Source organism: Vibrio sp. 10N.237.312.B06 (assembly GCF_041464685.1).
Taxonomy (GTDB): domain Bacteria; phylum Pseudomonadota; class Gammaproteobacteria; order Enterobacterales; family Vibrionaceae; genus Vibrio; species Vibrio tasmaniensis_A.
Window position 1 is genome coordinate 38,410 of sequence record NZ_JBFSPI010000011.1, and the last position, 25,959, is coordinate 64,368.

Annotated in this window: 28 protein-coding genes; 19 read left to right on the forward strand and 9 right to left on the reverse strand. The window is 43.8% G+C overall.

Features of this window, described 5'->3' with window-relative positions:
* The 6 genes from yidD to AB6C75_RS04890 form a co-directional block, all read right to left on the reverse strand.
* The gene (yidD, locus tag AB6C75_RS04865; protein WP_004735802.1) at positions 1 to 258 is read right to left on the reverse strand and encodes a membrane protein insertion efficiency factor YidD; all 258 of its coding nucleotides are present in this window, start codon (positions 256 to 258) and stop codon (positions 1 to 3) included.
* Positions 225 to 548 (reverse strand): ribonuclease P protein component, encoded by a 324-nt coding sequence (rnpA, locus tag AB6C75_RS04870; protein ID WP_029223763.1) that lies wholly within the window; start codon positions 546 to 548, stop codon positions 225 to 227. Before rnpA ends, yidD begins: the two co-directional genes overlap by 34 nt.
* 45 nt (positions 549 to 593) lie before the next feature.
* A complete protein-coding gene (rpmH, locus tag AB6C75_RS04875) occupies positions 594 to 728 on the reverse strand; it encodes a 50S ribosomal protein L34 (protein WP_004735800.1) in 135 nt (44 codons plus the stop codon).
* Between the two features lie 194 nt (positions 729 to 922).
* Entirely contained in the window at positions 923 to 1,672 is a 750-nt protein-coding gene (locus AB6C75_RS04880) for an amino acid ABC transporter ATP-binding protein (RefSeq protein ID WP_135445416.1), read from the reverse strand.
* On the reverse strand, positions 1,669 to 2,340 hold the full coding sequence (locus AB6C75_RS04885; RefSeq protein WP_009848134.1) for an amino acid ABC transporter permease: 672 nt from the start codon (positions 2,338 to 2,340) through the stop codon (positions 1,669 to 1,671). Before AB6C75_RS04885 ends, AB6C75_RS04880 begins: the two co-directional genes overlap by 4 nt.
* 134 nt (positions 2,341 to 2,474) lie before the next feature.
* A complete protein-coding gene (locus AB6C75_RS04890) occupies positions 2,475 to 3,224 on the reverse strand; it encodes an amino acid ABC transporter substrate-binding protein (RefSeq protein ID WP_029223762.1) in 750 nt (249 codons plus the stop codon).
* A gap of 309 nt (positions 3,225 to 3,533) precedes the next feature.
* Between AB6C75_RS04890 and dnaA the strand changes: the two genes are divergently transcribed.
* The 5 genes from dnaA (at position 3,534) to AB6C75_RS04915 (ending at position 10,665) form a co-directional block, all read left to right on the forward strand.
* Positions 3,534 to 4,955 carry a chromosomal replication initiator protein DnaA gene (gene dnaA / locus AB6C75_RS04895; RefSeq protein ID WP_009848136.1) on the forward strand — a complete coding sequence of 474 codons (1,422 nt, stop codon included), beginning with the start codon at positions 3,534 to 3,536 and terminating at the stop codon, positions 4,953 to 4,955.
* An 81-nt stretch (positions 4,956 to 5,036) separates the two neighbouring features.
* A complete protein-coding gene (gene dnaN / locus AB6C75_RS04900) occupies positions 5,037 to 6,137 on the forward strand; it encodes a DNA polymerase III subunit beta (protein ID WP_372107107.1) in 1,101 nt (366 codons plus the stop codon).
* A 74-nt stretch (positions 6,138 to 6,211) separates the two neighbouring features.
* Positions 6,212 to 7,291, forward strand: coding sequence for a DNA replication/repair protein RecF (recF, locus tag AB6C75_RS04905; protein WP_372107108.1), 1,080 nt, complete (start codon positions 6,212 to 6,214; stop codon positions 7,289 to 7,291).
* A gap of 17 nt (positions 7,292 to 7,308) precedes the next feature.
* On the forward strand, positions 7,309 to 9,726 hold the full coding sequence (gene gyrB / locus AB6C75_RS04910; RefSeq protein WP_009848139.1) for a DNA topoisomerase (ATP-hydrolyzing) subunit B: 2,418 nt from the start codon (positions 7,309 to 7,311) through the stop codon (positions 9,724 to 9,726).
* Between the two features lie 504 nt (positions 9,727 to 10,230).
* Complete coding sequence (locus tag AB6C75_RS04915) at positions 10,231 to 10,665, forward strand: Hsp20 family protein (protein ID WP_017107513.1); 435 nt, start codon at positions 10,231 to 10,233, stop codon at positions 10,663 to 10,665.
* A 119-nt stretch (positions 10,666 to 10,784) separates the two neighbouring features.
* On the opposite strand, the gene AB6C75_RS04920 is transcribed toward AB6C75_RS04915, so the two are convergent.
* The gene (locus tag AB6C75_RS04920) at positions 10,785 to 12,035 is read right to left on the reverse strand and encodes a valine--pyruvate transaminase (protein WP_372107110.1); all 1,251 of its coding nucleotides are present in this window, start codon (positions 12,033 to 12,035) and stop codon (positions 10,785 to 10,787) included.
* Between the two features lie 331 nt (positions 12,036 to 12,366).
* Here AB6C75_RS04920 and AB6C75_RS04925 point away from each other — a divergent pair, with 331 nt between their 5' ends.
* Genes AB6C75_RS04925 through AB6C75_RS04990 form a run of 14 tightly spaced genes read left to right on the forward strand, consistent with a single transcriptional unit; the run spans position 12,367 to position 23,870 of the window.
* Positions 12,367 to 12,585: a Flp family type IVb pilin gene (locus AB6C75_RS04925; protein WP_009848142.1), complete on the forward strand. Its 219-nt coding sequence runs from the start codon at positions 12,367 to 12,369 to the stop codon at positions 12,583 to 12,585.
* 3 nt (positions 12,586 to 12,588) lie between these two features.
* Positions 12,589 to 13,026 (forward strand): prepilin peptidase, encoded by a 438-nt coding sequence (locus tag AB6C75_RS04930; RefSeq protein WP_372107112.1) that lies wholly within the window; start codon positions 12,589 to 12,591, stop codon positions 13,024 to 13,026.
* 7 nt (positions 13,027 to 13,033) lie between these two features.
* Positions 13,034 to 13,822 carry an RcpC/CpaB family pilus assembly protein gene (locus tag AB6C75_RS04935; RefSeq protein ID WP_017103126.1) on the forward strand — a complete coding sequence of 263 codons (789 nt, stop codon included), beginning with the start codon at positions 13,034 to 13,036 and terminating at the stop codon, positions 13,820 to 13,822.
* A 10-nt stretch (positions 13,823 to 13,832) separates the two neighbouring features.
* On the forward strand, positions 13,833 to 15,152 hold the full coding sequence (locus tag AB6C75_RS04940; RefSeq protein WP_009848145.1) for a type II and III secretion system protein family protein: 1,320 nt from the start codon (positions 13,833 to 13,835) through the stop codon (positions 15,150 to 15,152).
* A complete protein-coding gene (locus AB6C75_RS04945) occupies positions 15,149 to 15,667 on the forward strand; it encodes a hypothetical protein (protein WP_372107114.1) in 519 nt (172 codons plus the stop codon). Before AB6C75_RS04940 ends, AB6C75_RS04945 begins: the two co-directional genes overlap by 4 nt.
* 24 nt (positions 15,668 to 15,691) lie before the next feature.
* The gene (locus tag AB6C75_RS04950; RefSeq protein ID WP_372049845.1) at positions 15,692 to 16,915 is read left to right on the forward strand and encodes a P-loop NTPase; all 1,224 of its coding nucleotides are present in this window, start codon (positions 15,692 to 15,694) and stop codon (positions 16,913 to 16,915) included.
* Between the two features lie 9 nt (positions 16,916 to 16,924).
* Positions 16,925 to 18,208 (forward strand): CpaF family protein, encoded by a 1,284-nt coding sequence (locus tag AB6C75_RS04955; protein WP_372107116.1) that lies wholly within the window; start codon positions 16,925 to 16,927, stop codon positions 18,206 to 18,208.
* Positions 18,209 to 18,217: 9 nt separating this feature from the next.
* Positions 18,218 to 19,138, forward strand: coding sequence for a type II secretion system F family protein (locus AB6C75_RS04960; RefSeq protein WP_371728283.1), 921 nt, complete (start codon positions 18,218 to 18,220; stop codon positions 19,136 to 19,138).
* A complete protein-coding gene (locus AB6C75_RS04965; RefSeq protein WP_017099664.1) occupies positions 19,138 to 20,043 on the forward strand; it encodes a type II secretion system F family protein in 906 nt (301 codons plus the stop codon). Before AB6C75_RS04960 ends, AB6C75_RS04965 begins: the two co-directional genes overlap by 1 nt.
* A complete protein-coding gene (locus AB6C75_RS04970) occupies positions 20,036 to 20,818 on the forward strand; it encodes a tetratricopeptide repeat protein (RefSeq protein WP_372107118.1) in 783 nt (260 codons plus the stop codon). Before AB6C75_RS04965 ends, AB6C75_RS04970 begins: the two co-directional genes overlap by 8 nt.
* Complete coding sequence (locus AB6C75_RS04975) at positions 20,808 to 21,293, forward strand: TadE/TadG family type IV pilus assembly protein (protein WP_009848152.1); 486 nt, start codon at positions 20,808 to 20,810, stop codon at positions 21,291 to 21,293. The genes AB6C75_RS04970 and AB6C75_RS04975 overlap by 11 nt, the downstream gene beginning before the upstream one ends.
* The gene (tadF, locus tag AB6C75_RS04980; protein WP_372107121.1) at positions 21,268 to 21,846 is read left to right on the forward strand and encodes a tight adherence pilus pseudopilin TadF; all 579 of its coding nucleotides are present in this window, start codon (positions 21,268 to 21,270) and stop codon (positions 21,844 to 21,846) included. Before AB6C75_RS04975 ends, tadF begins: the two co-directional genes overlap by 26 nt.
* Positions 21,847 to 21,862: 16 nt before the next feature.
* On the forward strand, positions 21,863 to 23,170 hold the full coding sequence (locus AB6C75_RS04985) for a hypothetical protein (protein ID WP_372107123.1): 1,308 nt from the start codon (positions 21,863 to 21,865) through the stop codon (positions 23,168 to 23,170).
* Positions 23,171 to 23,219: 49 nt separating this feature from the next.
* On the forward strand, positions 23,220 to 23,870 hold the full coding sequence (locus tag AB6C75_RS04990; protein ID WP_372107124.1) for an OmpA family protein: 651 nt from the start codon (positions 23,220 to 23,222) through the stop codon (positions 23,868 to 23,870).
* Positions 23,871 to 23,885: 15 nt separating this feature from the next.
* On the opposite strand, the gene AB6C75_RS04995 is transcribed toward AB6C75_RS04990, so the two are convergent.
* Both AB6C75_RS04995 and AB6C75_RS05000 read right to left on the reverse strand, forming a co-directional pair.
* Positions 23,886 to 25,268, reverse strand: coding sequence for an ATP-binding protein (locus AB6C75_RS04995; RefSeq protein ID WP_372107126.1), 1,383 nt, complete (start codon positions 25,266 to 25,268; stop codon positions 23,886 to 23,888).
* 1 nt (position 25,269) lies between these two features.
* Positions 25,270 to 25,950 (reverse strand): response regulator, encoded by a 681-nt coding sequence (locus tag AB6C75_RS05000; RefSeq protein ID WP_372107128.1) that lies wholly within the window; start codon positions 25,948 to 25,950, stop codon positions 25,270 to 25,272.
* Between the last annotated feature and the right edge of the window lie 9 nt (positions 25,951 to 25,959).

The window sequence follows — 25,959 nt, forward strand, 5'->3', positions numbered from 1 at the left end:
TTATTTATCTCTGTCTTGTTTTTGGACTGGTGGAACGGGGTCAAAGCCCCCTTCGTTCAAAGGATGGCATTTTAATAGACGTTTGCCTGATAACCAACACCCTTTTACAAAACCGTGAGCTTTCAACGCTTCTATCGCATATAAAGAGCAGGTTGGAGTAAATCGGCAGCGTGGGCCGATGAGTGGACTAATAAACCATCTATAAAAATAGATGGGTATTAGCGCTATCCACGCGAAGGGCGAGACAGGCGAAGCCATAATTTGTCGAGTAGCTTGAACATTTCTTCATTGCTTAAATCTTGCGCGCTCTTCTTAGCGATTACAACATAATCTTTGTTAGGAAGTTTGTGTTGAGTGTTACGAAAACTTTCACGAGTAAGACGCTTGAATCGATTACGACCCACGGCGGTTTTAATCTGCTTTTTCGGAACGGCTAATCCAAGGCGAGGATTTGAAAGAGAGTTATTTCGGGCAATGATGGTGAAATGAGGGGAGCCTGCTCGATGAGCTTGCTTGAAGACATTCTGATAATGTTCGGGAGTTAACAAGCGTAACTCCCGACCGAAGGCTAGCTTATTCAAAATAATCAAAGATTACTTAGAAAGACGCTTACGGCCTTTTGCACGACGTGCATTGATTGTTGCGCGACCGTTCTTAGTAGCCATGCGAGCACGGAAACCGTGTGTACGCTTACGCTTTAGAACTGTAGGTTGAAAAGTGCGTTTCATTGTAATTACCTTACTGATCAGTAGTTTTAGGTTTTTGTTAAACCCGGCGTGGGCATTTTTTCTCTTCTTTATATAAGAAAGGAAAACCGACGCCTCTCAACAAAGAGGCGGAATTGTAATCACTGTCACAAAAAGTGTCAATGATTGGGTTAACTAAAATTCCGGTCGGGGGATTATACGTAGAATAACTAAAATCACAAGGATCCTTCGTCGATCCCGACCTTATTTAAGAATTTCTTTAATTTAGGATCCTGTGGATTACCAAAAATATCCTGTGGAGATCCCTGTTCGACAATGTGGCCATCAGCCATGAAGATCACTCGGTCTGCGACCTCTCTAGCGAACTGCATTTCGTGAGTAACCACCAGCATGGTTTGATGCTGATTTGCTAGTTTTTTCATTAGGTTAAGCACTTCGCCAACCCATTCAGGATCAAGCGCTGAAGTCGGCTCATCAAACAGTAAAAGCTCTGGTTGTAGAGCCATTGCACGGCCAATACCAACCCGTTGCTGCTGGCCACCAGAGAGCGCGGCTGGGTAGCTATCAGCTTTCTCTCCTAAGCCAATGTCGTCGAGTATTTGTTGTGCTTTTTCATGGGCTTGCTTCTTTTTCCAACCACGAACGGTAATCAAACCTTCAGCTATATTCTGTCTCGCGGTTTGGTGAGCAAATAGTGCATAGTTTTGGAATACAAAACCAGTCTTACGACGCAGTGCAAGCACCTCTGCTTTGGTGTGTTTCTGAGCATCAACCTTAATATCATCAATCGAAATAATACCTTGATCGGCTTGCTCTAGAAAATTCACACAACGCAGCAGGGTAGACTTACCCGTACCACTTGAACCTATGATGACAATTATCTCACCTTGTTTGATTTCTAGGTCGATCCCTTTCAAAACTTCGGTGTCACCAAACTGCTTGTGGATATTTTGTAATTTGATCATCGTACATACGCCTTATTCAGTTTCACTTCGGCCCAAATTTGAATACGAGTGAGGATAACCACTACGCCCCAGTAAATCAGCGCGACTGCTAAGAAAGCCTCGAAGAAGCGGAAACTTGAAGAAGCTTCCATCTGAGCTTTAGCCATGATTTCGGCGACACCTAATGTGAATGCAAGGGAAGTCGACTTGATCATGTCGATGAAATAGTTCATTAAAGAAGGCAGTGCCACGCGGGTTGCTTGTGGCAAGATCACTCGGCGCATCGCTTGGCTGGTTGTCATACCGACTGACAGGCTGGCTTCCATCTGGCTGCGATCTATACCGATAATCGCGGCACGAATACTTTCTGCCATATACGCGGCAAAATGCAGGGTTAAGCCAATCACTGCGGCGCTGAAGGCATCCAACCCAACCATCCACGGGAATACTTGTGGTAAGCCGTAATAAAGGAGGAAAAGCTGTACCAATAGTGGTGTGCCTCGAAAGAAGCTAATGTACAGCTGGCTCAGTTGGTCGAGTACTGGGATTTTGAATACACGAATATTCGCCAGTATCAGAGACAGGATCAGAGCAAAGAACAAGCCCCAAGTCGCCATCTCCATCGTGGTGCCTAAATACTTCAGTAGTATTGGCAACAGCTCTAGCATGTAATTAAAGTCAAATCCCATAATCTATCTCGTATTAATATTGGAAGTGTTGTTCTATTTGGAAATACTGTTCTATCAGGCTTTTAATCAGTGCACAAAAGCAAAAAGCCCACCGCCGTGTAAAGCAGTGGGCCTCGAATGGAGATAGTGAGTGATTACTTCTGAGTAATGTCCGCACCAAACCATTTCTGAGAGATACTTTCTAGCGTACCATCTGCGCGCATTGCTGCTAATGCTTGGTTTACTTCTGCTTGCAGTTTTTTACCGTTGTCGTTGTCCACGAAAGGCCAAGCGTTTTCAATGGTTTCGAATGGCTGACCCGCTAGCTGTAATGGTAGCCCCGTCTTCTTGATAAGCTCTAGTGCTGATAGGCGATCCATTACGAATGCATCGGCACGACCAAGAGCGACATCATGCTCAATACCTGTATCGTAGGTTTTAACATTGATCTTGCCATCTTTATCGTAGCTGCGAAGCAGTTGTTCAAAGTTTGAACCTAGGTTTACCGCAACCGTCTTGCCATCAAGGTCTTCGATACCCTTAATGCTGTCATTACCTTTACGAACGGTAATTTGTGCACCGTCTACTACGTATGGGTCTGCGAATAGGTATTTCGCTTTACGTGCATCCGTCATTGTAATTTGGTTTGAAATGGTATCGATACGACCCGTTTCAAGAAGACCAAACAGACCAGAGAAGTTTGCCGTTACGTATTCAACCTTGTAATCGTTACGCTTACCGATCTCATCCCATAAATCCACTTCAAAACCTTGTAGTTGGTCTTGTTTAACGAACGTAAACGGGAAGTAGCGACCAGACATGCCGACTTTAACTTCAGTCGCGGCTTGAACAGTAGCAGCAGAGAGTGCGATAGCCGCAATTGCAGCCTTAATCCAGTTATTCATTTGGTAACTCCTTATATTTATAGGGTTGGATGTTACTGGGAAAATGCTCAATAGAATAAATAACCAGATGTTATTAACCATAACCAGATCGCATTCTCGATTTGGGGATAACTAGCAAGGATCCGGGCATAAGTGGATCATTGTGTGAGTAAATTAGGGGCAAGATGTGTGGATCCACCGATTATTTACAAAATTATTGTGAATAACTTGGATCTTATTCACTGGATCTGTGATCAATTGCTGGTGATCTGACTTATCAACAGGTAAAATTAACGGTCATTTCATATAACTTAAATAGAGTGGGGCACCGTGTCATCTTCGCTTTGGTTGCAATGCTTGCAACAGCTTCAAGAAGAGTTACCAGCTACAGAATTCAGTATGTGGGTACGTCCGTTACAAGCGGAGCTCAATGGTAATACTCTAACTCTATTTGCACCAAACCGATTTGTACTCGATTGGGTGCGCGATAAGTACCTAAATAGCATTAACCGTTTGCTACAAGAATATTGTGGTAATGATATCCCGCATCTTCATTTTGAAATTGGGAACAAACGAGTTACTGCTCCAAAATCTGAGACTATCGCCCCTGCTCGTACCCGTACAGCCGCTGATGTGGCTGCTGAATCGTCAGCACCTGCGCAGTTACAAGCTCGTAAGCCTGTTCACAATATCTGGCGTGATGAAGAGCCTGTAGCGGTTGATCTTAACCACCGTTCAAACGTAAACCCAAAACATAAGTTCAATAACTTTGTTGAGGGTAAATCAAACCAATTGGGTTTGGCGGCGGCACGTCAGGTTTCTGATAATCCAGGAACAGCTTATAACCCGTTGTTTTTATACGGTGGCACTGGTTTAGGTAAGACGCACTTGTTGCATGCGGTGGGTAATGCCATTGTTGACAACAAACCGAATGCGAAAGTGGTTTACATGCATTCTGAGCGCTTTGTTCAGGATATGGTGAAGGCGCTACAAAATAACGCGATTGAAGAATTTAAGCGCTACTACCGTAGTGTTGATGCTTTGCTTATCGATGATATCCAATTTTTCGCGAATAAAGAGCGCTCTCAAGAAGAGTTCTTCCATACCTTTAATGCGCTGCTTGAAGGCAACCAACAGATCATCCTAACCTCTGACCGTTATCCAAAAGAGATCAACGGGGTAGAGGATCGTCTTAAATCTCGCTTCGGCTGGGGTTTGACGGTAGCGATTGAGCCACCAGAGCTTGAGACTCGTGTTGCGATCTTAATGAAGAAAGCCGAAGACCACCAAATTCACCTTGCGGATGAAGTGGCATTCTTTATTGCTAAGCGTTTACGCTCTAACGTTCGTGAGCTAGAAGGCGCATTGAACCGTGTTATTGCGAATGCAAACTTCACTGGCCGTCCGATCACGATCGATTTCGTGCGTGAAGCACTGCGTGACTTACTTGCTCTGCAAGAAAAACTAGTCACCATTGATAACATTCAAAAGACAGTCGCTGAATACTACAAAATCAAAGTTGCTGATCTATTATCTAAACGCCGTTCTCGTTCTGTTGCTCGTCCACGCCAACTGGCGATGGCACTGGCTAAAGAGTTAACTAACCACAGCTTGCCTGAGATTGGCGATGCATTCGGTGGCCGTGACCACACGACCGTACTGCATGCTTGTCGTAAGATTGCTCAGTTGCGTGAAGAGAGCCACGACATTAAAGAAGATTATTCGAACTTGATTCGTACCCTTTCTTCTTAATACACAGTATTCTTAACCTTAATAAGCAGAATCTTGGCCACGTACTATTACGCAGTGCCATTTAGACCGTAAGAGCAAGATATGAAATTTACCATTGAACGTAGTCACCTGATTAAGCCATTACAACAAGTATCTGGCGCACTAGGTGGCAGGCCAACGCTTCCAATTCTAGGAAATCTACTGATTAAAGTAGAAGATAACGTGTTGTCGATGACAGCAACGGATCTAGAAGTTGAACTGATCAGCCGTGTAACGCTTGAAGGTGATTTCGAAGCGGGCAGCATTACTGTACCTTCACGTAAATTCCTAGATATCTGTCGTGGCTTACCAGACAGCTCAGTGATCACTGTGGTATTGGATGGTGACCGTATTCAGGTTCGTTCTGGTCGTAGCCGCTTCTCATTAGCAACATTACCTGCGGCAGATTTTCCAAACATTGAAGACTGGAGCAGTGAAGTTGAAGTGTCAGTGACACAAGCTGAGCTGCGCGGTCTTATCGAGAAAACCCAATTCTCAATGGCGAACCAAGATGTTCGTTACTACCTCAACGGTATGTTGTTTGAGATTAAAGGTTCAATCCTACGAAGTGTCGCAACTGATGGTCACCGTATGGCGGTATCTCAAGCACAATTGGGTGCCGATTTTGCTCAGAAGCAGATCATTGTTCCTCGTAAAGGTGTGCAAGAGTTAGTGAAGCTACTGGATGCACCAGAGCAACCGGTAACGCTGCAAATTGGTAACTCTAATGTGCGTGCTGAAGTGAACAACTATGTATTCACTTCTAAGCTGGTTGATGGTCGTTTCCCTGATTATCGCCGCGTAATGCCGCAAAATACTACCAAGACACTTGAAGCTGGTTGTGATGAATTACGTTCAGCATTTTCTCGTGCGGCGATTCTGTCGAACGAAAAATTCCGTGGTGTTCGCGTTAATCTTGTCGATAGCGAGATGCGCATTACCGCGAACAACCCAGAACAAGAAGAAGCGGAAGAAGTGTTAGATGTTAACTTCGACGGTGACGCGCTAGAGATTGGCTTCAACGTAAGCTACGTATTGGATGTTCTGAACACACTACGTTGTGAGCAAGTTCGAATCTCAATGTCAGACGCCAATGCGAGTGCTCTTATCGAGAACGCACAAGACGACAGCGCGATGTACGTTGTTATGCCTATTCGCTTATAAGCGTTGTTTGTGATGTTTACTGATCAACAACGTTTACCTATCGAGTCGTGATTGAAGATTAATATGAAGACGTTATGCCTTTATCGCGCTTAATCGTTAAGCAGTTTAGAAATATAGAAGCCTGTGACATTCAACCGTCATCAGGCTTTAACTTTCTTATAGGGGCTAACGGGAGCGGAAAAACCAGTGTCCTTGAAGCGGTATATCTGCTCGGACATGGTCGCTCATTTAAGAGTTCACTCACCGGCCGTATCATACAAAACGAGTGCAGTGAGCTGTTTGTACATGGCCGTTTTATGACCTCGGATCAATTTGAGCTGCCAATTGGCATTAATAAGCAGCGCGATGGCACAACAGAGGTTAAAATAAGCGGTCAAACTGGGCAAAAATTGGCTCAGTTAGCTCAGGTTTTACCTTTGCAGTTGATTCACCCGGAAGGGTTTGATTTACTAACCGATGGACCTAAGCATCGCCGCGCATTTATTGATTGGGGAGTCTTCCACAGTGAGTCCGGCTTTTATGATGCATGGGGCAGGGTAAAGCGCCTCAATAAGCAGCGAAACGCCTTATTGAAAACGGCAACAAACTATCGAGAACTGAGCTATTGGGACCAAGAATTGGCCAGTTTAGCAGAAAGTATCAGCCAGTGGCGTGCCACTTACGTTGAGCAGCTTAAAGAAGTCGCCGAAGAAATCTGTGCGACCTTCCTTCCTGAGTTTGAGATAAAGATTAACTATTATCGTGGTTGGGACAAAGACACCCCATATGCCGAGATTTTAGAAAAGAATTTTGAAAGGGATCAGCAGCTTGGTTACACCTTTAGTGGGCCAAACAAAGCGGATCTGAAGATAAAAGTGAACGGCACTCCAGTGGAAGATGTCTTGTCACGAGGTCAATTGAAGTTGATGGTGTGCGCGCTGCGAGTAGCACAAGGGCAACACCTCACTCAAATGACAGGTAAGCAGTGCATCTATTTGATAGATGACTTTGCTTCCGAATTAGATAGCCAACGCCGAGCACGTCTTGCTGAGTGTTTAAAGGCGACCCAGGCTCAAGTTTTTGTAAGCTCTATTACCGCTGATCAGATTGCAGATATGCATGACGAAAATAGCAGGATGTTTCATGTGGAACATGGCAAAATAGAGCAAGGATAATTAGTCAGAGAGTAACTATGTCAGATAATTACGATTCATCGAGTATTAAAGTACTGAAGGGTCTGGATGCGGTACGTAAGCGTCCTGGAATGTACATTGGCGACACGGATGATGGTACCGGTCTGCACCACATGGTTTTTGAGGTGGTAGATAACTCTATTGATGAAGCGCTAGCTGGTCACTGTAATGACATCATTGTAACTATCCATGAAGATAGCTCAGTGTCTGTAAGCGATGACGGCCGTGGTATTCCAACAGAATTGCACCCAGAAGAAAAAGTATCAGCAGCAGAAGTAATCATGACGGTTCTTCACGCTGGTGGTAAGTTCGATGATAACTCGTACAAGGTATCTGGTGGTCTGCACGGTGTTGGTGTTTCAGTAGTTAACGCACTTTCTAAGCAAGTTACTCTTACTATCCACCGCGGTGGCAAAATCCACACTCAAACCTACAGCCACGGTGAGCCTCAAGCGCCACTCGCGGTTATCGGTGATACGGATAAAACCGGTACAGAGATTCGTTTCTGGCCGAGTGAAGAAACCTTCACTAACATCGAGTTCCATTACGACATTTTAGCTAAGCGTCTACGTGAGCTATCATTCTTGAACTCAGGTGTATCAATTAAGCTAATTGATAAGCGTGAAGAAGACAAAATGGATCACTTCGAATACGAAGGCGGTATCCAAGCGTTTGTTGAACACCTTAATACCAATAAAACACCAATCATCCAAAAGATTTTCCACTTTGATTCAGAGCGTGATGACGGCATTACCGTTGAAGTTGCAATGCAGTGGAACGATGGTTACCAAGAAAACATCTACTGTTTCACTAACAACATCCCTCAACGCGATGGTGGTGCTCACTTAGCGGGTTTCCGTGCTGCACTAACGCGTACTCTGAACAGCTTCATGGATAAAGAAGGCTTCTCGAAGAAAGCGAAGACTTCAACATCAGGTGATGATGCTCGTGAAGGTTTGACGGCGATTGTTTCGGTGAAAGTGCCAGATCCTAAGTTCTCAAGCCAAACGAAAGACAAGCTGGTTTCTTCAGAAGTGAAGTCTGCCGTTGAGTCTACGATGGGTGAGAAGCTATCTGAGTTCCTAATTGAGAACCCAGGTGAAGCGAAAATCGTTTGTTCTAAAATTATCGATGCAGCGCGTGCTCGTGATGCAGCGCGTAAAGCTCGTGAGATGACTCGTCGTAAAGGCGCATTAGATTTAGCGGGTCTTCCAGGTAAACTAGCTGACTGTCAGGAAAAAGATCCTGCTCAGTCTGAACTATACATTGTGGAAGGAGACTCTGCTGGCGGATCAGCCAAGCAGGGGCGTAACCGTAAGAACCAAGCAATCCTACCGCTTAAAGGTAAAATCCTTAACGTAGAGAAAGCGCGTTTCGATAAAATGCTGTCTTCTCAAGAAGTCGCAACGCTAATCACAGCCCTTGGTTGTGGTATTGGCCGTGATGAATACAACCCAGATAAACTGCGTTACCACAACATCATCATCATGACCGATGCCGATGTCGATGGTTCTCACATCCGTACACTGCTACTGACGTTCTTCTACCGTCAAATGCCTGAGCTGATTGAACGTGGTTACATCTACATTGCTCAACCGCCACTTTACAAAGTGAAGAAGGGTAAGCAAGAGCAGTACATCAAAGATGAAGATGCGATGAACCAGTATCAAGTATCTTTGGCTTTAGACAATGCAGAACTGCACGTAAATCCTGAAGCTCCTGCGTTTGCCGGTGAAGGCTTAGAGAAGCTTGTTCAGCAATACAATGCGGGCATCAAGCTCGTTGATCGTATGAGCCGCCGCTACCCACGCGCATTGGTTCACGAACTGATTTACGTTCCTCGCCTAACCGCTGAGCAGTGTCATGATGACGCGGTGGTTGAAGCTTGGGGTAAGCAGCTTGTAGAGCAGCTAAACGGTAAAGAAGCGGGTGCGAGCCAATACTCTCTTGAAGTTGAAAAACACGAAGAGCTAGGTTTAAGCGTTCCTAAGATTGTGGTTCGTACTCATGGTGTAACTCATGAGCACGTACTGAGCATTGATCTGATTAACTCGAAAGAGTTTGGCAAGCTAGCGGATCTTTCTGAAGCACTTGATGGCCTGATTGAAGAAGGTGCTTACATTAAGCGTGGTGAGCGTACTCAAGAAGTTTCTAGCTTCGTTGAAGCTCTGAACTGGTTAGTGAAAGAGTCTCGTCGTGGCCTGAGCCTACAACGATACAAAGGTCTAGGTGAGATGAACCCTGATCAGCTTTGGGAAACGACAATGGATCCTGAAACTCGTCGTATGATGCAAGTAACGATTGAAGATGCTGTTGGTGCTGACCTGTTGTTTACAACGTTGATGGGCGACCAAGTAGAACCGCGTCGTAACTTCATCGAAGAAAACGCACTTAAAGTAGCTAACCTAGACGTTTAGTATCTTTGATACTTCGCTCTTTCGCTTAATTTCTGTGTCAGAGGTGCTCACATACATTCGTATGCTCCGCACCTCTTCCTTGAACTAAAACGAAATAGCTTCGTCTCAAAAAACTCAATATCTTATTGAAAAGACTGTCAGAAATGACGGTCTTTTTTGTTTTTAAGTGATTGAAAAATATTGGATTGGAAAAATAATTGAAAACAAACGCTTGAAACTGATTTGCTCAATCCACATATCTAGTTGTGAAGAGGATGACTGTCTTGCTCTACAAGAGAAGAAACAGAACCTTCATTACCGCTGACGAAGTATCGCTCAATAGAGGATAACTTTGGCAGCACGCAATTTAAAAATTGATTCATTGTCATGTCCCAGAGTTGTCACCAATAGAGGTGAAACCCGAGGAATGCGAACTGAATCCCTTAGCTGTTTACTGGATCACTCACAGGTTCGATCTCAGTAAAATTCACGGCTAAGACTATTGCTTACTAAAAGGATAGCATTATGAGAACTGTAGATTTCACTCCACTTTACCGCAACGCAATCGGCTTCGATCGTCTATTCAATATGATGGAATCGAACACGTCGAAAAATACTTCTGGCGGTTACCCTCCTTACAACATCGAGCAAAAAGACGAGAACAACTACCGTATTACTATGGCCGTTGCTGGTTTTGCTGATGATCAATTAGACCTTACTCAAAAAGAGAACATGCTAATTGTTAAAGGTGAGCGTAAAGCAGAAGCCGAGAAAACTTTCGTATACCAAGGTATTGCAGAGCGCGATTTCGAGCGAAAATTCCAACTGGCTGACTACGTAAAAGTGGTAGGTGCAAGCATGGAAAATGGTCTTCTTCACATCGACCTAGAACGCGAAATCCCAGAAGCGATGCAACCGCGTAAGATTGCTATTAATGGTAATAGTCTTCTAGAAGGTTAAGCGTTATTAGCTCATTTAAGCTAATAAATCTCGGGAAGTAGAAGTGAAAGAGCACCAGTACCTTGAAGAAGGTCGGTGCTCTTTTTTGTATTTGGTCTACAGTAAGCTAAAAGCTTTTATTACAGCTCTGAGTAAGCTTTTTTCACTTCTTCTGCAATAATATTAATGCCTTTCTGCATCGTCTCATCATCTTGCACGTAGTTCATACGTAGACATTGATGGGTATGATCCCACTCGTCTTCTTGGCCGATAAAGAAGTATTCACCCGGAACAATCAATACGCCACGAGCTTTCAGGCGGTCGTACAGCTCCATGGTGGTAATCGGCAGCTCATCAAACCATAGCCATAAGAAAATAGCGCCTTCAGGCTTGTGGATACGGAAGCGAGGGTCATCGATCGCTTCTTGTAAAAGCTCAACCGCATGTAGAGATTTCTCTTTATAGAAAGGTTTGATTACTTCACTGCTCAAACGCAATAAATCGCCTTTTTCAATCATATGATTGGCAATTGCCGGCCCAACACTGCTCGGCGCTAAGCTGATAATGCCATTCATGTTAGTCAGAGCTTGTGTTACTTCTACGCTCGCAATCACGATACCGCAACGTACACCCGGTAAACCAAGCTTAGATAAGCTCATGCACAGAATCGTATTTTCATTCCAGAACGGTTCCACATCTTCAAAGATGATGTTTGGAAACGGCAGGCCGTAAGCATTATCGATCAGTAGTGGGATGTTGTTTTCGCGCGCCAGTTTATCCAGTTTACGCACTTCTTCGTCGGTCAGTACGTTACCGGTTGGGTTGGTTGGGCGAGAAGCACAGATAGCGGCAACCGAGTCATCAACCTTTAGCTGTTCAAAATCAACGTGGTATTTGAACTGCCTGTTTTCAAGCAGTTCGATCTCTGGGTGGTAAGAGATAAAAATATCGTCATCAATGCCCGCATCGCCGTAGCCGATGTATTCCGGTGCGATCGGCAACAAGATTTTCTTGTGAGAACCGTCTGGCTGTTGACCCGCTAATAGGTTGAATAGGTAAAAGAAGCCACTCTGACTGCCATTAGTCAGGCTGATGTTCTTCTCGCTGATGTCCCAACCATAGGTCTCTTTCAGCATTGCCGCTAACGATTTGATGAAGCTGTCTTTGCCCTGCGGACCATCGTAGTTGGCGAGGGCGGCGATGAGTTCTCCACTGGCGAGCATGTCGGCACTGGCTTGGTTAAAGTAATCGAGCATGGCTGGGATCGCGGCTGGGTTACCACCACCGAGCATGATTGCGCCAGGAGTGCGCAGGCCATCATTCAAATCATCCATTAAACGAGTGATTCCAGAGTATCGATTAAACTTTTCACCAAACTTTGAGAATTGCATTGCTTCGTATACCTAATTCATTGTGATTATTATTCGTAGATTATGATCAATCTTATGAACCCGAGCGTGGCGGGTTACAGTGGGTAATCTTTGAACATACCGCAATGTTTTTGCGGCGCAAAGCACGAATTGCCCTCACACGGAAAAAACTTCTCTTCTCACCGCTCCCGTTTAATCACTTTTTTCACTTTAAACTGAACTCAAACTGAATAGAACGACGGCAAATGTCAGAGCAATGTGAGGAAGGTCACTCTTGGATTGCTCAAAAATAGCGCACTGAATATTATTTCCTCCGAAGAAAAAACAACCTATCTATCTTTTGGAGAAACGAATGTTAACTAATTTATTTGTTAGAACTCAGCTATTTATTCAATCTTTTAATAATGATCAACGTGGTGTTACAGCGATTGAATACGCAATCCTAGGTGTGTGTATGTCAGCAATCGTATTGGCTGTATTTAACGACTCTCTTCGTGAAGCTTTAGAAGGTGCTATCACAACCATCACTAATAATATTGAAGCCGCTAATTCGTCGCCAAGTGTAGGTTAATTAATGCCTCATAAACTGTGGTGGTTAATTCCCTTAGCCACCATGGCTGCAATCGTCAGTTATCAAGATATCCGATACCGAATAATACCTAATGGAGTGGTGGTAGCTGTTGCTCTCATGGGTGTTTTTTATATCTGTCAAACCGAAAAGTTTGAGCAGTTTTATAATTTTTTCATAGTGTTAGCCGTCGGCGCAGTTTTATTTTATTTCAATGTTATAGCTGCTGGAGACAGTAAATTATTGGCTGCATTCAGTTTAATGGTATCGCCCAATATGATGTTGTTGGCGGTTAATGTGATTTTATTTGCAGGTGGAACCCTAGCGATTACTCAGTGGGTATTAGGAAAAACAACTGGTAATTCTGAGTGGATAAATAGAGGCGTTCCTTATGGGGTACCTATTTGTCTAGGAAGCCTACTAGGTATAGCTGCATCGTTATAGGTGAATCATGAACTCCAAAATCATTCTTGGCTTAGCGTTTCTCGCTATATCTATAGGCCTCTATGGTGTGGTGAATGTACCGATGGATACTTTCCCCGTTCAGCCTGAAGAACCAATTATAGAAGTGACTTTTAAGGTATGGAAATTAACTCACCCGGCAGTGAAAGGTCAGCAGCTGAAGCGTAGCGACTTCGTTATAGAGTACTTGCCTGAAGCTCGTGCAGCGCTATTGGGAATCGATCGAAACATTGAGTTAGATTGGAATGCTCCTCAATTCGCAGTGCATGACATTGCCGCATATGAGCTGGTGGACTTGAATATGTTGACATCTCCCGGAGACAGTCAGTACTTACAGGCGGTGATCCGCCCTGGATTTGTGCCTTATAACGTTACGGTACCGGGAAGAGATGTACTAGGTGGCACCATCGCAGTCGGAGATTTAGTCGATATATCTGTTCTTTCAACGCCGGATCAGAACTTATCAAGTGAGGATACGGTGTCAGATATTCAACATCTCACTATGGTGCCATTACTGGCCCAAATACCGGTTTTGGACATGGTGACGTCAGAAAAAGCAGTGAGCACGTTAACGTTGGAAAAAGAGACTCAGGTGACATTGATCTTACAAGTGACGAATCAACAACTGGCACAACTCACGGTGGCACAGCGGATTGCAGAAGTGGCCGTGCACAAGTCATTGGGTAAGGAATTTTCTGATGATCTAGAAGCTGATTCTTCAGACATCATTCCAAGCAGTGGCGGCACTGGTGGAATTCGTGAATACCGTTTTGAGTAGGGCGTTAACCATGAAAACAACAATGTTGACTTTAGTATTGGTTCTGCTGCTTCCATTCGAGGTTTTGGCTCAAGGCTCGACTAATTTAGCTCAGGGAGAAGCTAAAACCTTTTCGATTCGAGGGGAAATCGCTTCTGTTTTTATCTCAGGGAAGAATATTGCAGATTACCAAGTGATTGATAGTAATAAGGTCGTGGTGTTTGGGAAGAATATCGGATCTGCCTCGTTTATCGCATTTGATGCGAAAGGGCGTGAATTATTTAACCGCTTATTGTTGGTGAATAAAAGTTATCGCGAAATAGAGCAACAAATTGATGTGTTATTTCCCGATGCGGAAGTGTTTGTAGCAGGCATCGGTGAGAACGTTGTTCTGAGTGGTGTCGTCGCTAATGAACAGGAAAAGGATAACATTCACCAGTTGGTGGGTGAGCTTTTGGGGAAAACAGCGAACTCAACCTCTTTTCAAATGAGTGATGAAGAGAGTGACGACATTGATGTGGGTTTTATGACTCAACTTAATTACGCAGGCGTCGTGAATAATATCGAAATATCAGCGACTAAGCAGGTGAACGTTAAGTTGACCATTGCAGAGGTATCGCACTCTTTTATGCAAGACTTCGGCATCAAGATGGGCAGCAATGGTACGCCCGGCATCTTTGTGGATCAACTTACTCATTTTAGTGCTAGCGATATTGTCTCTGTTATTTCAGCTTTAGGTACCGATAGCGTTGGTCAAGTTCTAGCTGAACCTAATTTGTCGGTGATTTCAGGTGAGAAAGCGAGTTTCTTAGTGGGTGGAGAATTGCCCGTTGTGACGGTTATAGATGGTGCAACCAACGTTGAATATAAGGAATTCGGTGTGCGACTGGAATTACTGGCTAAGGTGCTTCGAGATGACAAAATTAAGCTAGCACTGACACCAGAGGTTAGCTCCCTAGATGGTAGTTACAGCAGTGACAACTTTGATTTACCAGCATTAAGAACACGACGCGCCCAGACAACCGTGGAACTGGGGGATGGACAAAGCTTCGTTCTTGGTGGGTTGCTTAACAGTGAAGAGAAAGAGTCACTGACTCGAATTCCCTACATTGGTGATATACCTATTATCGGTGCTTTGTTTCGCCATACAGGAACCGAACGTAGTAAAACTGAGTTAGTCATTGTAGCGACCGTTAATTTAGTTCAACCAGTCAAAGCGGAGCAGATCCAATTACCGACGATGAAAAAGACTAGCACGCTCAAGCGCTTTTTTGGACTAGGTAGTGGCTATGAACAATCACAACAAAAGTGGGCTGATGAAGTTTTGTCTGCTGGAGGGTTTAGCCAATGAAATCATTGATGGTTACTTTGTTTACCGCCGTCATTATTACAGGGTGTGTTGACCGTATATCGGAGCCTCGCGGAACGGAAGTTGAAGTTTTTCCTGTGACTTATCAGCTTAAACTTCGCTCTGACCAACCCCAGTTGGTGACCAGAAAAGTGAGTGAGTTTATCTTGGGTTACCCTAAAAATGTAAAGGAGGCGCAATGGAAAATACGCACCAAAGGGAGCGGGAATCAGGCGCTTTATAAAGAGGTTGTGAGCCAGTTAATCCAAGCTGGTGTGATGTCGAGTCAGATTGAATACAGTCAAATAGGTTATAGCTCAAATGAGCATAACTCAAACACATCAGATCCGTTACCACTAGAGAGTCGCTTTGACTTAAGTATTTCAGTCACAACATATAAGACCAAACTAGAAATTTGCCGCCAGGAACGGGTCGGCGAGTATGGGAATGGAAGCTTAGGGTGCAATGTGGACACGAGCCGTTGGCAGTCAATGGTCAACCCGCACAAAGCAATCTAATTACTAACTGTTAGAGAATTTCAGATGTTTGATTTAGTGAATAAACTAAACAGTGCGGAACCTAAAAAATCGGAGAAACAGAATCGTTGTGCGATGCTTTTCCAAACCGAGATATGCCGCGACTTCATCCAAAAATCGTTCAGATTTGAAGGGTTGATTGAGCCTAGCTCGTTCGCCAGCCAAGACACAAATGTGACTAGATTAGAGCAATACCCAGATGTTGAAGTGGTATTTGTTGAATTAAATCAAAGCCAAGATATTGTCGCTGATGCTCAGTTATTGACTCATACCTTACCTCCTCATGTGTCAGTGATCATTATTGGCAGTGAAGATACCATATCCATCATTCGAGCCTTAAGAAAGTTGGGTTTCTATTACTTGTTTTGGCCAGCGGGTGAAGCGGAAACGATCGATTTTTATCACAACGTTTCCCGTAACCACGCAGCACAACAAGGCGTGAGTACAAATCGTAAAGCCAAGCAAATAGCAGTCATGGGCGTGAAAGGTGGGGTCGGTACTTCACTAGTCGCGTGTGAGATATCTCGCCGTTTGGCCAAGCATCAAAATGCGAGTACTTTGCTAGTCGACTATACCTACACTGGCAGCAATATTGACGTGATGTTAGGGCTTAAGAAGTTTACTAAGCGCAGTGTTCAAAAAGGCACCCTTACTACAGGAGTGGATAATGATATCGCGACAAGCTTGGTACAAAATATTGAAAAAAATTTGTCACTTCTTGCGGTGGAATCAGATGAGTTTGGCCGTGATGAGTTATTCCAATACACCCAGTCTTTAAAGAAGCAGATGATTTCAAGTCATGCTTTTGTCGTGGAAGACTATTCTCACACTGCGACAACCAATGAAGAGTTTAGACAAGCGGTGGGGAAACTAGATGCTTTAGTCTTGGTATTTGATGCAACAGTATCGTCATTAAGAGAGCTGAATCGAATTCGTTCTGAAATCGACGTGCATTATCCCAACCTTGTCGTACTGACGGTAATGAACCGCTCTCGGCCACATAACGCAGCGTCAATTAGTGAGGCGGATGTAGTTAAGTATTTTGGTCGAGAGGCAGACGCGAATTTAGTGTTTGATTTCAAAGCTAATCAATACCTACTTCAAGGTGAGTTGCTTAGTGAATCACGTTCTGAAATGAAATACGGACTGCAAACGTTAGTTGCCTTATTGATGGGAGAGAAAGTTGCGGAAAAAACAGCATTTTCATTCTTCCAGTGGTTAAAACGGTAAGGGGACGATATGGAACATGCACAGCGCATTTATTTACAACTGCGTAAGCAGATATTTGATGCACTTGATGCCAGTGTTATTGAAAGCTTACCGCGTCTAGAGTTAGAAGCTCAGTTAGCTAGCGCAGTTGATATGCTAGTGAGTCGAGATCAGTTATCTATTTCATCACTGGCAAAATCAGAATATGTCACCAGCATGGTACATGAGTTAGTTGGCCTCGGGCCTTTGCAGGTGTTGATGGATGATGACTCGATCACCGACATCATGATCAATGGCCCACAACAGGTTTATATTGAGCGTCATGGCTTAGTCGAGAAAGCACCTGTTCTATTTATCGATGAGAAGCAGTTGCTTGATATTGCTAAGCGCATCGCTAGTCGGGTTGGGCGCAGGGTCGATGAGTCTTCTCCTACTTGTGATGCCCGGTTAGATGATGGTAGCCGCGTGAATATTGTCATTCCTCCTATCACATTGGAAGGGACGTCAATCTCGATTCGTAAGTTCCAAAAGCAAAGTATTGGTTTTGAAGAATTAGTTGAATTTGGGTCTCTTACTTCCGAGATGGCAGGTTTACTTCAATTAGCTGCACGTTGCCGACTCAATATTCTTGTATCTGGTGGTACGGGATCGGGAAAAACAACGTTACTTAATGCTTTATCACAGCATATATCAGAGGGTGAACGAACCGTCACTATTGAAGATACCGCTGAGTTAAGGCTTCAGCAGTCACATGTTGTTCGAATGGAAACTCGTCATGAGGGCATTGAAGGGACGGGGGCTATTACCGCTCGAGATTTAGTGATTAATTCACTGCGAATGCGCCCAGACCGAATTATTGTGGGTGAATGCCGTGGTGGTGAAGCGTTTGAAATGCTGCAAGCCATGAATACTGGGCACGATGGTTCAATGTCTACGCTGCACGCCAATACACCACGAGATGCTTTGGCTCGTGTCGAATCAATGGTGATGATGGCGACCAATAATTTGCCCTTAGAAGCGATCCGCCGCTCAATTGTAAGCGCGGTCGATTTAGTCGTTCAGGTCAGCCGATTGCATGATGGTTCTCGAAAGATCATGAATATCACTGAAGTGGTCGGTATTGAGGGAAGTAACGTGGTGTTAGAAGAGTTGTTCTCTTTCCAAACTTCACCTCACAGCCCTGATGGTCGCATTCGAGGTAGTTATGTGACATCTGGTGTTATGGCTCGTTCTGCGCTTTATGAAAAAGCCCGTTTCTTTGGTGTTGAGCAGAAGTTAACTCAAGTGATTGAGTCTATGACACTCAATCAATAGGAGTGAGACATGTATTGGTTGATTATTTTGGGTGGGGCAATACTCATGATTGTCGCGCTTAAGCCGAATAGAGCTCCTTCTGTTGATGAGTATTTATCACAGCAAGCGAAAGGCAATCTGAAAAGCGATCTGAGTTTTACGCAACAAGCGGTTAATTTTGCCAGTCTTTCTGATCGTAACTTCAAACAGAAACTTCGTGTACGTTGGGATAACTTACAGCGCCAACTTGGAAAAATGGCATTAGGTAAGGTCGTCATTTTTTCTGTTGTAGCACTGCTTGCGATCGGCACTCTTAATCAAATGTCACTGCGCTTACCTTGGTTTGAAATTTTGCCTTTGACTCTCATTATCGCTTGGTTTTTTGGTTATCTCCATTTACAGAAACGAGAGAAAAAACGCTTTGAAGAAACCTTCCCTGATGCGTTGAACATGCTGGCAAGTTCCCTTAGTGCGGGTGAAAGCATAGGGCGAGGCATTGGGTATGTAGGGAAGAAACTTGAAGGTGAGGTAGGTAAAGAGTTTAAGCTGATGAGCGAGCGCCTCAATTTAGGAGAGCCGATTGATGATGTGTTTCGTAAATCTTGTCGTCGCTTTCCGTATCCGTCGTTTCATTTTTTTGTCATTACCTTACGAGCTAACATGCAAAGAGGGGGGCAATTAAAAGAGGTGATGTCACGTCTGAATCGACAAATGTTCGAAGCGAGAGCTGTAGAAAGGAAAAAATTTGCTCTTACTTCAGAGGCTCGTATCTCCGCAAAAATTGTAGGAGCAACACCATTCTTCTTTCTGTTTATTTTGCAGTTTCTTAGTCCTGAAAATTTTGAGTTCGTAATGCACCACCCAGAAGGGAGACCGATTCTTTACTACCTCATCACCAGTGAAAGTATCGGCATGCTGATCATCTGGGCGTTAATGAAAAAGGTGAAGTAATGGCTTCTTCAATAAACTTCTCGAACGTTGGGCTATTTTTCGCCTGGGCCGGCGTAGCATTTGGCTTGTTGCTCATATTTTATTGGTTAGTCGTGTGTACTCAGAAAAAACACCGTATAGCAGCCTTAGCGAAACATCATCGATTGGCCGATCAGTCAAAAGAGGCAGAAATAAAACTGAATCGTTGGTTGACGCCCATGTCGACTATTTTCGTCACCTCCGAAAGTGATATTGCAGTGCGCTTTGCTAATGCAGGCGTGAGTGACATCCGGTGGGCTCAATGGTTTATGCCACTGAAGTACAGTGCGTTGTTTATCGGGCAAGTGGTTGTTGCAGGCGTGTGTTGGTTTATTGAGGTTTCGTCTGAATCATGGATCGCGATAGCTGCGGGGTGGGCTATGGTGGTTATTGTGATGCCTGACCTAGTCTTGAGCTCGATGGCTAAAAACCGTCAACGTCGAATCTCTCGTCAAATGCCGTATCTGATTGACCTAATGGCGATTTGCGTCCAAACCGGCATGACAATCGAAGCATCAATGAAATACCTCTCCATTGAAATGAAAAGCTTTGATAAAGAGCTTTCTAGCTTGTTGGAGGTGACAAACCAACGGGCTCGTTTGGTCGGAATGGAAAATGCCTTAGAGGAGTTGTATCGCAAGGTTCCATCACCAGAAGTTCGTAGTTTTGTGATGACGCTGACGCAGAGCATTCAACATGGATCCTCGATTTATAACGTGTTAACGACGTTGGCAGGCGATATTCGAGAAGTGCAGATGCTAGAGCTGGAAGAAGAAATAGGGAAGTTAGCTGCCAAGATGTCGATTCCACTGATCGTGTTTATCTTGATCCCAATTGTATTCGTAATTGCCGCTCCGGGGGTAATGAGGATGATGCTTAATGTTTAAGAAAATAATCGCGCTAACGTTAGTTTTAATGTTGGCGGCATGCAGTTCAACTCAAGCGAGTTGGCAGAAAGATGAGTCAAAAGAGGCTATCTATCAAAAAACACATAATTACGTTCAGTTAACCTGTTTGTATAAAAATCAGCTGCAGCAATACGACGCTGATGAAGTGAGAGAAAAACTCTCGAATACATATTTAGCTATGGGCGATGCTGAGTCGGCTCTGTTTTACATTGCCCCTGTTACTCAAAAACCACAACCCAGTGTGAACAGTTTATTGATGCAAGCGAAAGCATACGGTGAATTAGGTCAGTACCCAGCAGCGATCAGTAGTGCTAAACAAGTATTAGTGGAAAATGCTACACATGCGGCAGCCGAGAATTTACTGGGAACGTTTTATGGTTACAGCTATCAGTTTGATCTATCTCGTCGGTATTTTGAACGCGCGCGCGAGCATTTTTATGACTCGGTATCAGTGAATAATAATTTGGCTGTGCTCGATATTACGCAAGAGCATTATCAAGCAGCTATGGAGCGTTTATTACCATTGTATAAGCGCGGTCAGATGAACGAACAGATGATGGCAAACTTGACGTTGAGTATGGCTAAGTTGGGCCACTACCCGTTTGTCGAAAGTGTGTTGAGTGAAAGATACAGCAAGCACCAAATCCAAAAAATTTATCAGGCGTTGCGCCACCACACTCCTTATTCATTAGAGAGCCAAACGCTGGCAGTCAGTGGTCTTTCGTTATCGGAGGAGGCGGGTAATGCGATATAAGCAAAAGGGTGTCGCGAGCATAGAGTTTGCGGTGGGCTTTTTTGCTTTTTGGTTGATGTGTATGGCGTGGGTTGAGATGAGCTATATCTCGTACATTTCGGCGATCAACGACTTGGCGGTTTCAGAGGTGGCTCGCACAGCTAAAAAGGGCTCAGGAAATTATCTCGATACGGTAGATAAGGTTTTGCACCGAGAAGGCAGTATCTGGAATCAGGTTGTTAATGGCGACAATTTTCAAGTCACGATTCACTACTCTAAAAACCTGAGTGAGTTAGCTAGTATTACAGACCAATGCAGTATTTCTGGTAGTCAAAAATTTAAAGAGTGTGGTGATGCTGATAACGCAGCGCTTGCCATTTATCGAATTAACTACCGTTTTTCACCTATCTTTAGCTACTTCTTCACGACTCAGAATTTAATGAGCAGAGAGATGATTGTTGTGCAGGAATATGAAAGGTCAAAATTTGAAATTTAGAACCCTAAAGCATGGGAATTTGAAGAGTAAGCAGCAGGGGGTTTTTAGTATTGAGTTTGCCATGGTCGTTGTATTTTTCAGCTTATTGATTGCTTTCAGTGGTGACGTGATCATCAAGCTTTCATTGAAAGGAAAACTCGATCGACTCTCTTATTCACTGGTCAATGTACTTAAAGAGAGAACCCAACTTTATGATACTGATTATCAGCTTACAACTAAAGAAGTCGATGATATCGATATCATTGCTCAGCATTCCTTACTGCGTACCTTTGGTCATTTTGAACGGGAACACTATGGGTTGTTGGTGGAAGAGTTGAGCTTCAAACAAGTGGGTACACCCAACCCCGCGATCAGTGAAAAACGCGGTGTTGTTGCCTGCAGAATAAAGCAAACCATTGATTCATTAGAGTCCATGACGGTAGTGACTAACCGAGGTCGAGAAATGCCCCTGTACCGAGTGACGGTTTGTTATGAATCGGATAATTGGATTGGTGGTATTTTGGGGCGTGAGTTTACTCACGTGATGTCTGATTCTGTCGTGATCGGCAGGTAGAGCGAAGAGAAAGGTTATGAAACACGCTATGCGTAAGCAGTCTGGCCATGCAGCTATGCTGTTTGCCATTATGATCCCAGCTTTGTTTGGAGTGTTTATGCTTGGTTCTGATGGTGCCCGCGCATTACAAACCAAAGCTCGATTAGAGGAAGCTTCAGAAGCGGCTGTTCTAGCGGTATCAGCAAAAGATGAGCAAGACCACCAATTGGCGGAGCGCTATATTCAGCATTATCTATATGACATGGACTCGATCCTAGATATTGAAGTTAAGAAGCTAGGGTGTGATGAAATACCTGAATGTATTGCTGCTACGGAAAGAGGCGAAGCACGCTACTTTGAATATCGTGTTGCGGGTCAAACACTGCACAAGTCCTGGTTTCCTGGTAACGATGTGATTTCTGGCTTTGGTGATAGCTTCAATGTGACGGGATCATCGAAAGCACGACGCTATCAAAGCCAGCCGATAGACATTACTTTTATCGTCGATTTTTCAGAATCTATGAATGACTCGTGGAGTGGTGGTCGGCATTCTAAGCTAAATGATCTGAAAGACATTATTGAAGATGTGGCTGATGAACTCGGCGCGTATAACGATCTATATCCAGAGCACCCTCATCGGGTTGCACTTACCGGTTTTAATCGCCGAACCATCAATAAAGATAAGAATGATAACTTAGTAGTTCGCGATCAGCGGGTAGTTTCAAGAGAAGGTGAATACGATAAAGACGATACGGTGAATTTTAACAAAACGATAGCTCAACAATTTATCGTTAAAGGAGAAGCCTCGCGTGTGCCTAATGGCGATGATGATGCACGGTTCTACGACCTCTATTTTACCTCCGATTTTTCATCCTTCACTAAAAAGGTCAAGAAATTCAAAGCTGGGGGAGGCACTGCTTCACTGCAAGGCATTATTCGTGCAGGGCAAATTGTGACTTCAATGTCGAAGAACCAAAAGCAGCTGATCATTATTCTGTCTGATGGGGAAGATTGGAATCACTACGCAGGGCAAACCAATAAGCTTGTGTCGAAAGGTATGTGTAGCAACATTCTCAATATGGTCAACGGCGGCAAAGTTTCGGCAGATAATACGCATGATGACATAGAGGTAATTGGCGGGGTAAGCCAAGGAATGATGACACCTGATGGTGAACGAATGAACGCGCGCATGGCTGTGATTGGTTTCGATTATGAACTTAATAAAAACGTGGGTCTGCGTAATTGCGTTGGCCGAGATAATGTTTATAAGGCTGAAAACAAGGAAGACATTCTCAATAAAATTTTGGGATTAATTACGGAAGAAGTGGGTCACTTGGCGCAATAGAGGTATGTGACATCCTTTTTATTAACTGAATATTATTAAGAGAGCAAAAATGAAAACGCTTATATCTATTATATCTATTATGTCTTTATTCACTCTGTCGTTTTCTATACTGGCAGCCCCTTTAAAACCAGATACCAACGAACTACTTTATCATTACTGCCATATGGGCGACTCTGAACTTGAGAAGACGGTAACGATCGGTCAGGGGAAGAAAGTGATGTATCACCAAGGCCCGTTCATGCAAGTGAACGCAAGCACAGCTAATCAAGCGATTAAAAATCTGATTCAAGATAAGTTAACTCAAGTATCAGAAAGTGCTGATTGCGCACAATACTTACTGAGTCGAACTAAATTTGTAGAAGGTAAGTTGGCTCGTGAGGTGTTGGCTCGCGTGACTTTTGATTTCGATGACGATGAACTGAATCAAAAATCTCGTTATTTATTGTTAAACCTTATAGCTAAACTTGAACATCAAACTCCCGAATTTATCGTCACGGGGAATACCGACTCAAAAGGTAGTGATAGTTACAACTTAAGCTTAGGCTTGCAGCGCTCGAATGCTGTTGTTGGGTATTTGAAAGAGCAAGGCGTAAATATTGAAGACCTGACAGTGAGTTCACAAGGTGAGGCGAACCCAGTGCAGAGTAACGAGACTGAATCCGGTCGCCATAACAATCGCAGGGTTGATATTCACTCTTAACCCTGCCCTACAAATTTAACTTGTTGGGAGCAGTATTTTTAAAACGACACCCACGGATGGGTTATCTGATTGCTCGAACCAGATTGTCCCTTTGTAGCTATGGAGTATCTCATCACATAGCGCCAAACCTAATCCTGTACCATGGGTCTTCTGATCGGCTCTTACGCCACGTTGAAATAAGGTTTGGCTGATCGAGTTATCTATTACTGGCCCATCATTATAGATCTCAATCAGGATCTGCTGTTCGCTTTGAGTGGCTTTGAATTCGATAGAGGTTTGTGCGAACCGATAAGTATTTTCTAATAGGTTACCGAGCACTTCCATAAGATCATCTTTATTAAGAGGCACGGTCTGTTGGTCGTCAAACTGAGTGATGAATTGGATCTTTTTGTCGGCATGGATTTTCGTAAACATGCCTACTAGGCTGTCGAGGATTGGTTTTATCGGTGTCGATGAAGTCGTTATACCTTTAACGCCTAGCGAAGCCCTTTTGAGTTGTGCCTGAATTAAGCTATCCATTTCTAACAGTTGTTGGTTGATTTGGTCATTCTTTGTTTTGGATGAGTCTTCATCAAGTAATGCTTGAGAAACTGTCACGCGAGTCTTCAAACTATGGGCGAGATCATTGAGAGAACGCTTATAACGCTCCTGATTTTCTTTTTGTTGGTATAGCAATTCGTTCAATGCACTGGTGACGCTATGTAAATCTTCAGGGTATGACTGGGCTAATTGGTTTTGTTTACCCTGCTTTATGTCATTCAGTTCATTCTCTAGTCGAGTAAACGGCGCAAAACTAATACGATAAAAAACCAAAAGTAGAGCACTGATCAAAGCAAGCGCAACCACTAACACTCCAACCGCGGTGTATTTTAACTGATGTATGGGTTCTATTTTCTCTTCGACCCTTTGGGTAAAGATAACTCTGCCATCTTTCTTTTCCTGGAAACCTTTCCAGAGAATTGTGTGGACAATAAAAGCGGCGCCATTCGGTCTTTCAACCAAACGAATAGTATCTATGGGGAAATTTAGATCACGACAGAGCTCGCTAACTTGAGATTGGCTGACGCCTATCTCTGATAGCAGCTTAGCTCGTCTTTCAATATTTACTGATGTCCATACTTGTTGATTGTTGTGATCACATAGAGTGACGCTAGTGTTGGGAGACTCTTTCGCATAGAACCTATCCCACTCCGTCAATGGCGGTATTTCCCCAGAAGACAGCAGTTCATTGATTACAGCAGGCAATTCTCGAAGGGTATTTTTCGAGTAGTACTCAAAAAGTTGGTGTTTTTGACTGTTGTAGTAGAACCAGGCACTAGTGAGTACCATTGAAATCATAATGGAAGCAGCAACGGCGAACGTTCGACGCCTAAATTGGGTTTTGTACAGTCTTTTCATACTACTTAGCTTCTAGTTCAAAGCGATAACCTTGCCCGCGAATGGTGCTGATCAGCTTAGCTTGAGTGTATTGCGTTAACTTTTTACGTAAGCGTGAAACGATAACCTCAATATTGTTTAGCTGAACATTTTCACCCTGCGCATAAAGGGAATCTGCGATTTGTTGCTTAGATACGATTTGTAAGCAATGGCGAATTAAGTACTCGAATATTTGAAATTCTAAGGCTGTAAGTTCAATCAGGGCATCATCGTAACTGATACGTTTGGCTTGAGTGTCTAAGGTGAGCGATTGCGCTTTGATTTGGGAAGCGGAAAACCCTTGATTGCGACGAACAAGCGCCTCAAGGCGAGCGTGTAGCTCTTCAAATTGGAAGGGCTTGGTAAGGTAATCATCAGCCCCGGAGTTAAGCCCTTCTACTTTATCTTGCCAGTTGCCACGTGCGGTTAAGATTAATATTGGGACTGCAATTTCTTTACGACGTATTTGCTTGATCAGCATAATACCATCAAAGTCAGGGAGGCCAAGGTCAATGATCATCACATCTGTATTGGACTGTTTTTGAATCGTTTGTAAACACGCAGAAGCTGTTCTATCTGCATGGACAGTATGTCCTTGCTCACTGAGCTGAGAAGATAGGTGGTGATTCAATATTTCATTATCTTCAACCAAAACAACCAGCATGTAATATCC

Bases quoted from the DNA above. Each gene is read 5' to 3' on its own strand.
- yidD (WP_004735802.1), bottom strand. From the start codon at position 258: ATGGCTTCGCCTGTCTCGCCCTTCGCGTGGATAGCGCTAATACCCATC.
- rpmH (WP_004735800.1), bottom strand. From the start codon at position 728: ATGAAACGCACTTTTCAACCTACAGTTCTAAAGCGTAAGCGTACACAC.
- AB6C75_RS04880 (WP_135445416.1), bottom strand. From the start codon at position 1,672: ATGATCAAATTACAAAATATCCACAAGCAGTTTGGTGACACCGAAGTT.
- AB6C75_RS04885 (WP_009848134.1), bottom strand. From the start codon at position 2,340: ATGGGATTTGACTTTAATTACATGCTAGAGCTGTTGCCAATACTACTG.
- AB6C75_RS04890 (WP_029223762.1), bottom strand. From the start codon at position 3,224: ATGAATAACTGGATTAAGGCTGCAATTGCGGCTATCGCACTCTCTGCT.
- dnaN (WP_372107107.1), top strand. From the start codon at position 5,037: ATGAAATTTACCATTGAACGTAGTCACCTGATTAAGCCATTACAACAA.
- recF (WP_372107108.1), top strand. From the start codon at position 6,212: ATGCCTTTATCGCGCTTAATCGTTAAGCAGTTTAGAAATATAGAAGCC.
- gyrB (WP_009848139.1), top strand. From the start codon at position 7,309: ATGTCAGATAATTACGATTCATCGAGTATTAAAGTACTGAAGGGTCTG.
- AB6C75_RS04915 (WP_017107513.1), top strand. From the start codon at position 10,231: ATGAGAACTGTAGATTTCACTCCACTTTACCGCAACGCAATCGGCTTC.
- AB6C75_RS04920 (WP_372107110.1), bottom strand. From the start codon at position 12,035: ATGCAATTCTCAAAGTTTGGTGAAAAGTTTAATCGATACTCTGGAATC.
- AB6C75_RS04925 (WP_009848142.1), top strand. From the start codon at position 12,367: ATGTTAACTAATTTATTTGTTAGAACTCAGCTATTTATTCAATCTTTT.
- AB6C75_RS04930 (WP_372107112.1), top strand. From the start codon at position 12,589: ATGCCTCATAAACTGTGGTGGTTAATTCCCTTAGCCACCATGGCTGCA.
- AB6C75_RS04935 (WP_017103126.1), top strand. From the start codon at position 13,034: ATGAACTCCAAAATCATTCTTGGCTTAGCGTTTCTCGCTATATCTATA.
- AB6C75_RS04940 (WP_009848145.1), top strand. From the start codon at position 13,833: ATGAAAACAACAATGTTGACTTTAGTATTGGTTCTGCTGCTTCCATTC.
- AB6C75_RS04945 (WP_372107114.1), top strand. From the start codon at position 15,149: ATGAAATCATTGATGGTTACTTTGTTTACCGCCGTCATTATTACAGGG.
- AB6C75_RS04950 (WP_372049845.1), top strand. From the start codon at position 15,692: ATGTTTGATTTAGTGAATAAACTAAACAGTGCGGAACCTAAAAAATCG.
- AB6C75_RS04955 (WP_372107116.1), top strand. From the start codon at position 16,925: ATGGAACATGCACAGCGCATTTATTTACAACTGCGTAAGCAGATATTT.
- AB6C75_RS04960 (WP_371728283.1), top strand. From the start codon at position 18,218: ATGTATTGGTTGATTATTTTGGGTGGGGCAATACTCATGATTGTCGCG.
- AB6C75_RS04965 (WP_017099664.1), top strand. From the start codon at position 19,138: ATGGCTTCTTCAATAAACTTCTCGAACGTTGGGCTATTTTTCGCCTGG.
- AB6C75_RS04970 (WP_372107118.1), top strand. From the start codon at position 20,036: ATGTTTAAGAAAATAATCGCGCTAACGTTAGTTTTAATGTTGGCGGCA.
- AB6C75_RS04975 (WP_009848152.1), top strand. From the start codon at position 20,808: ATGCGATATAAGCAAAAGGGTGTCGCGAGCATAGAGTTTGCGGTGGGC.
- tadF (WP_372107121.1), top strand. From the start codon at position 21,268: ATGAAAGGTCAAAATTTGAAATTTAGAACCCTAAAGCATGGGAATTTG.
- AB6C75_RS04985 (WP_372107123.1), top strand. From the start codon at position 21,863: ATGAAACACGCTATGCGTAAGCAGTCTGGCCATGCAGCTATGCTGTTT.
- AB6C75_RS04990 (WP_372107124.1), top strand. From the start codon at position 23,220: ATGAAAACGCTTATATCTATTATATCTATTATGTCTTTATTCACTCTG.
- AB6C75_RS04995 (WP_372107126.1), bottom strand. From the start codon at position 25,268: ATGAAAAGACTGTACAAAACCCAATTTAGGCGTCGAACGTTCGCCGTT.
- AB6C75_RS05000 (WP_372107128.1), bottom strand. From the start codon at position 25,950: ATGCTGGTTGTTTTGGTTGAAGATAATGAAATATTGAATCACCACCTA.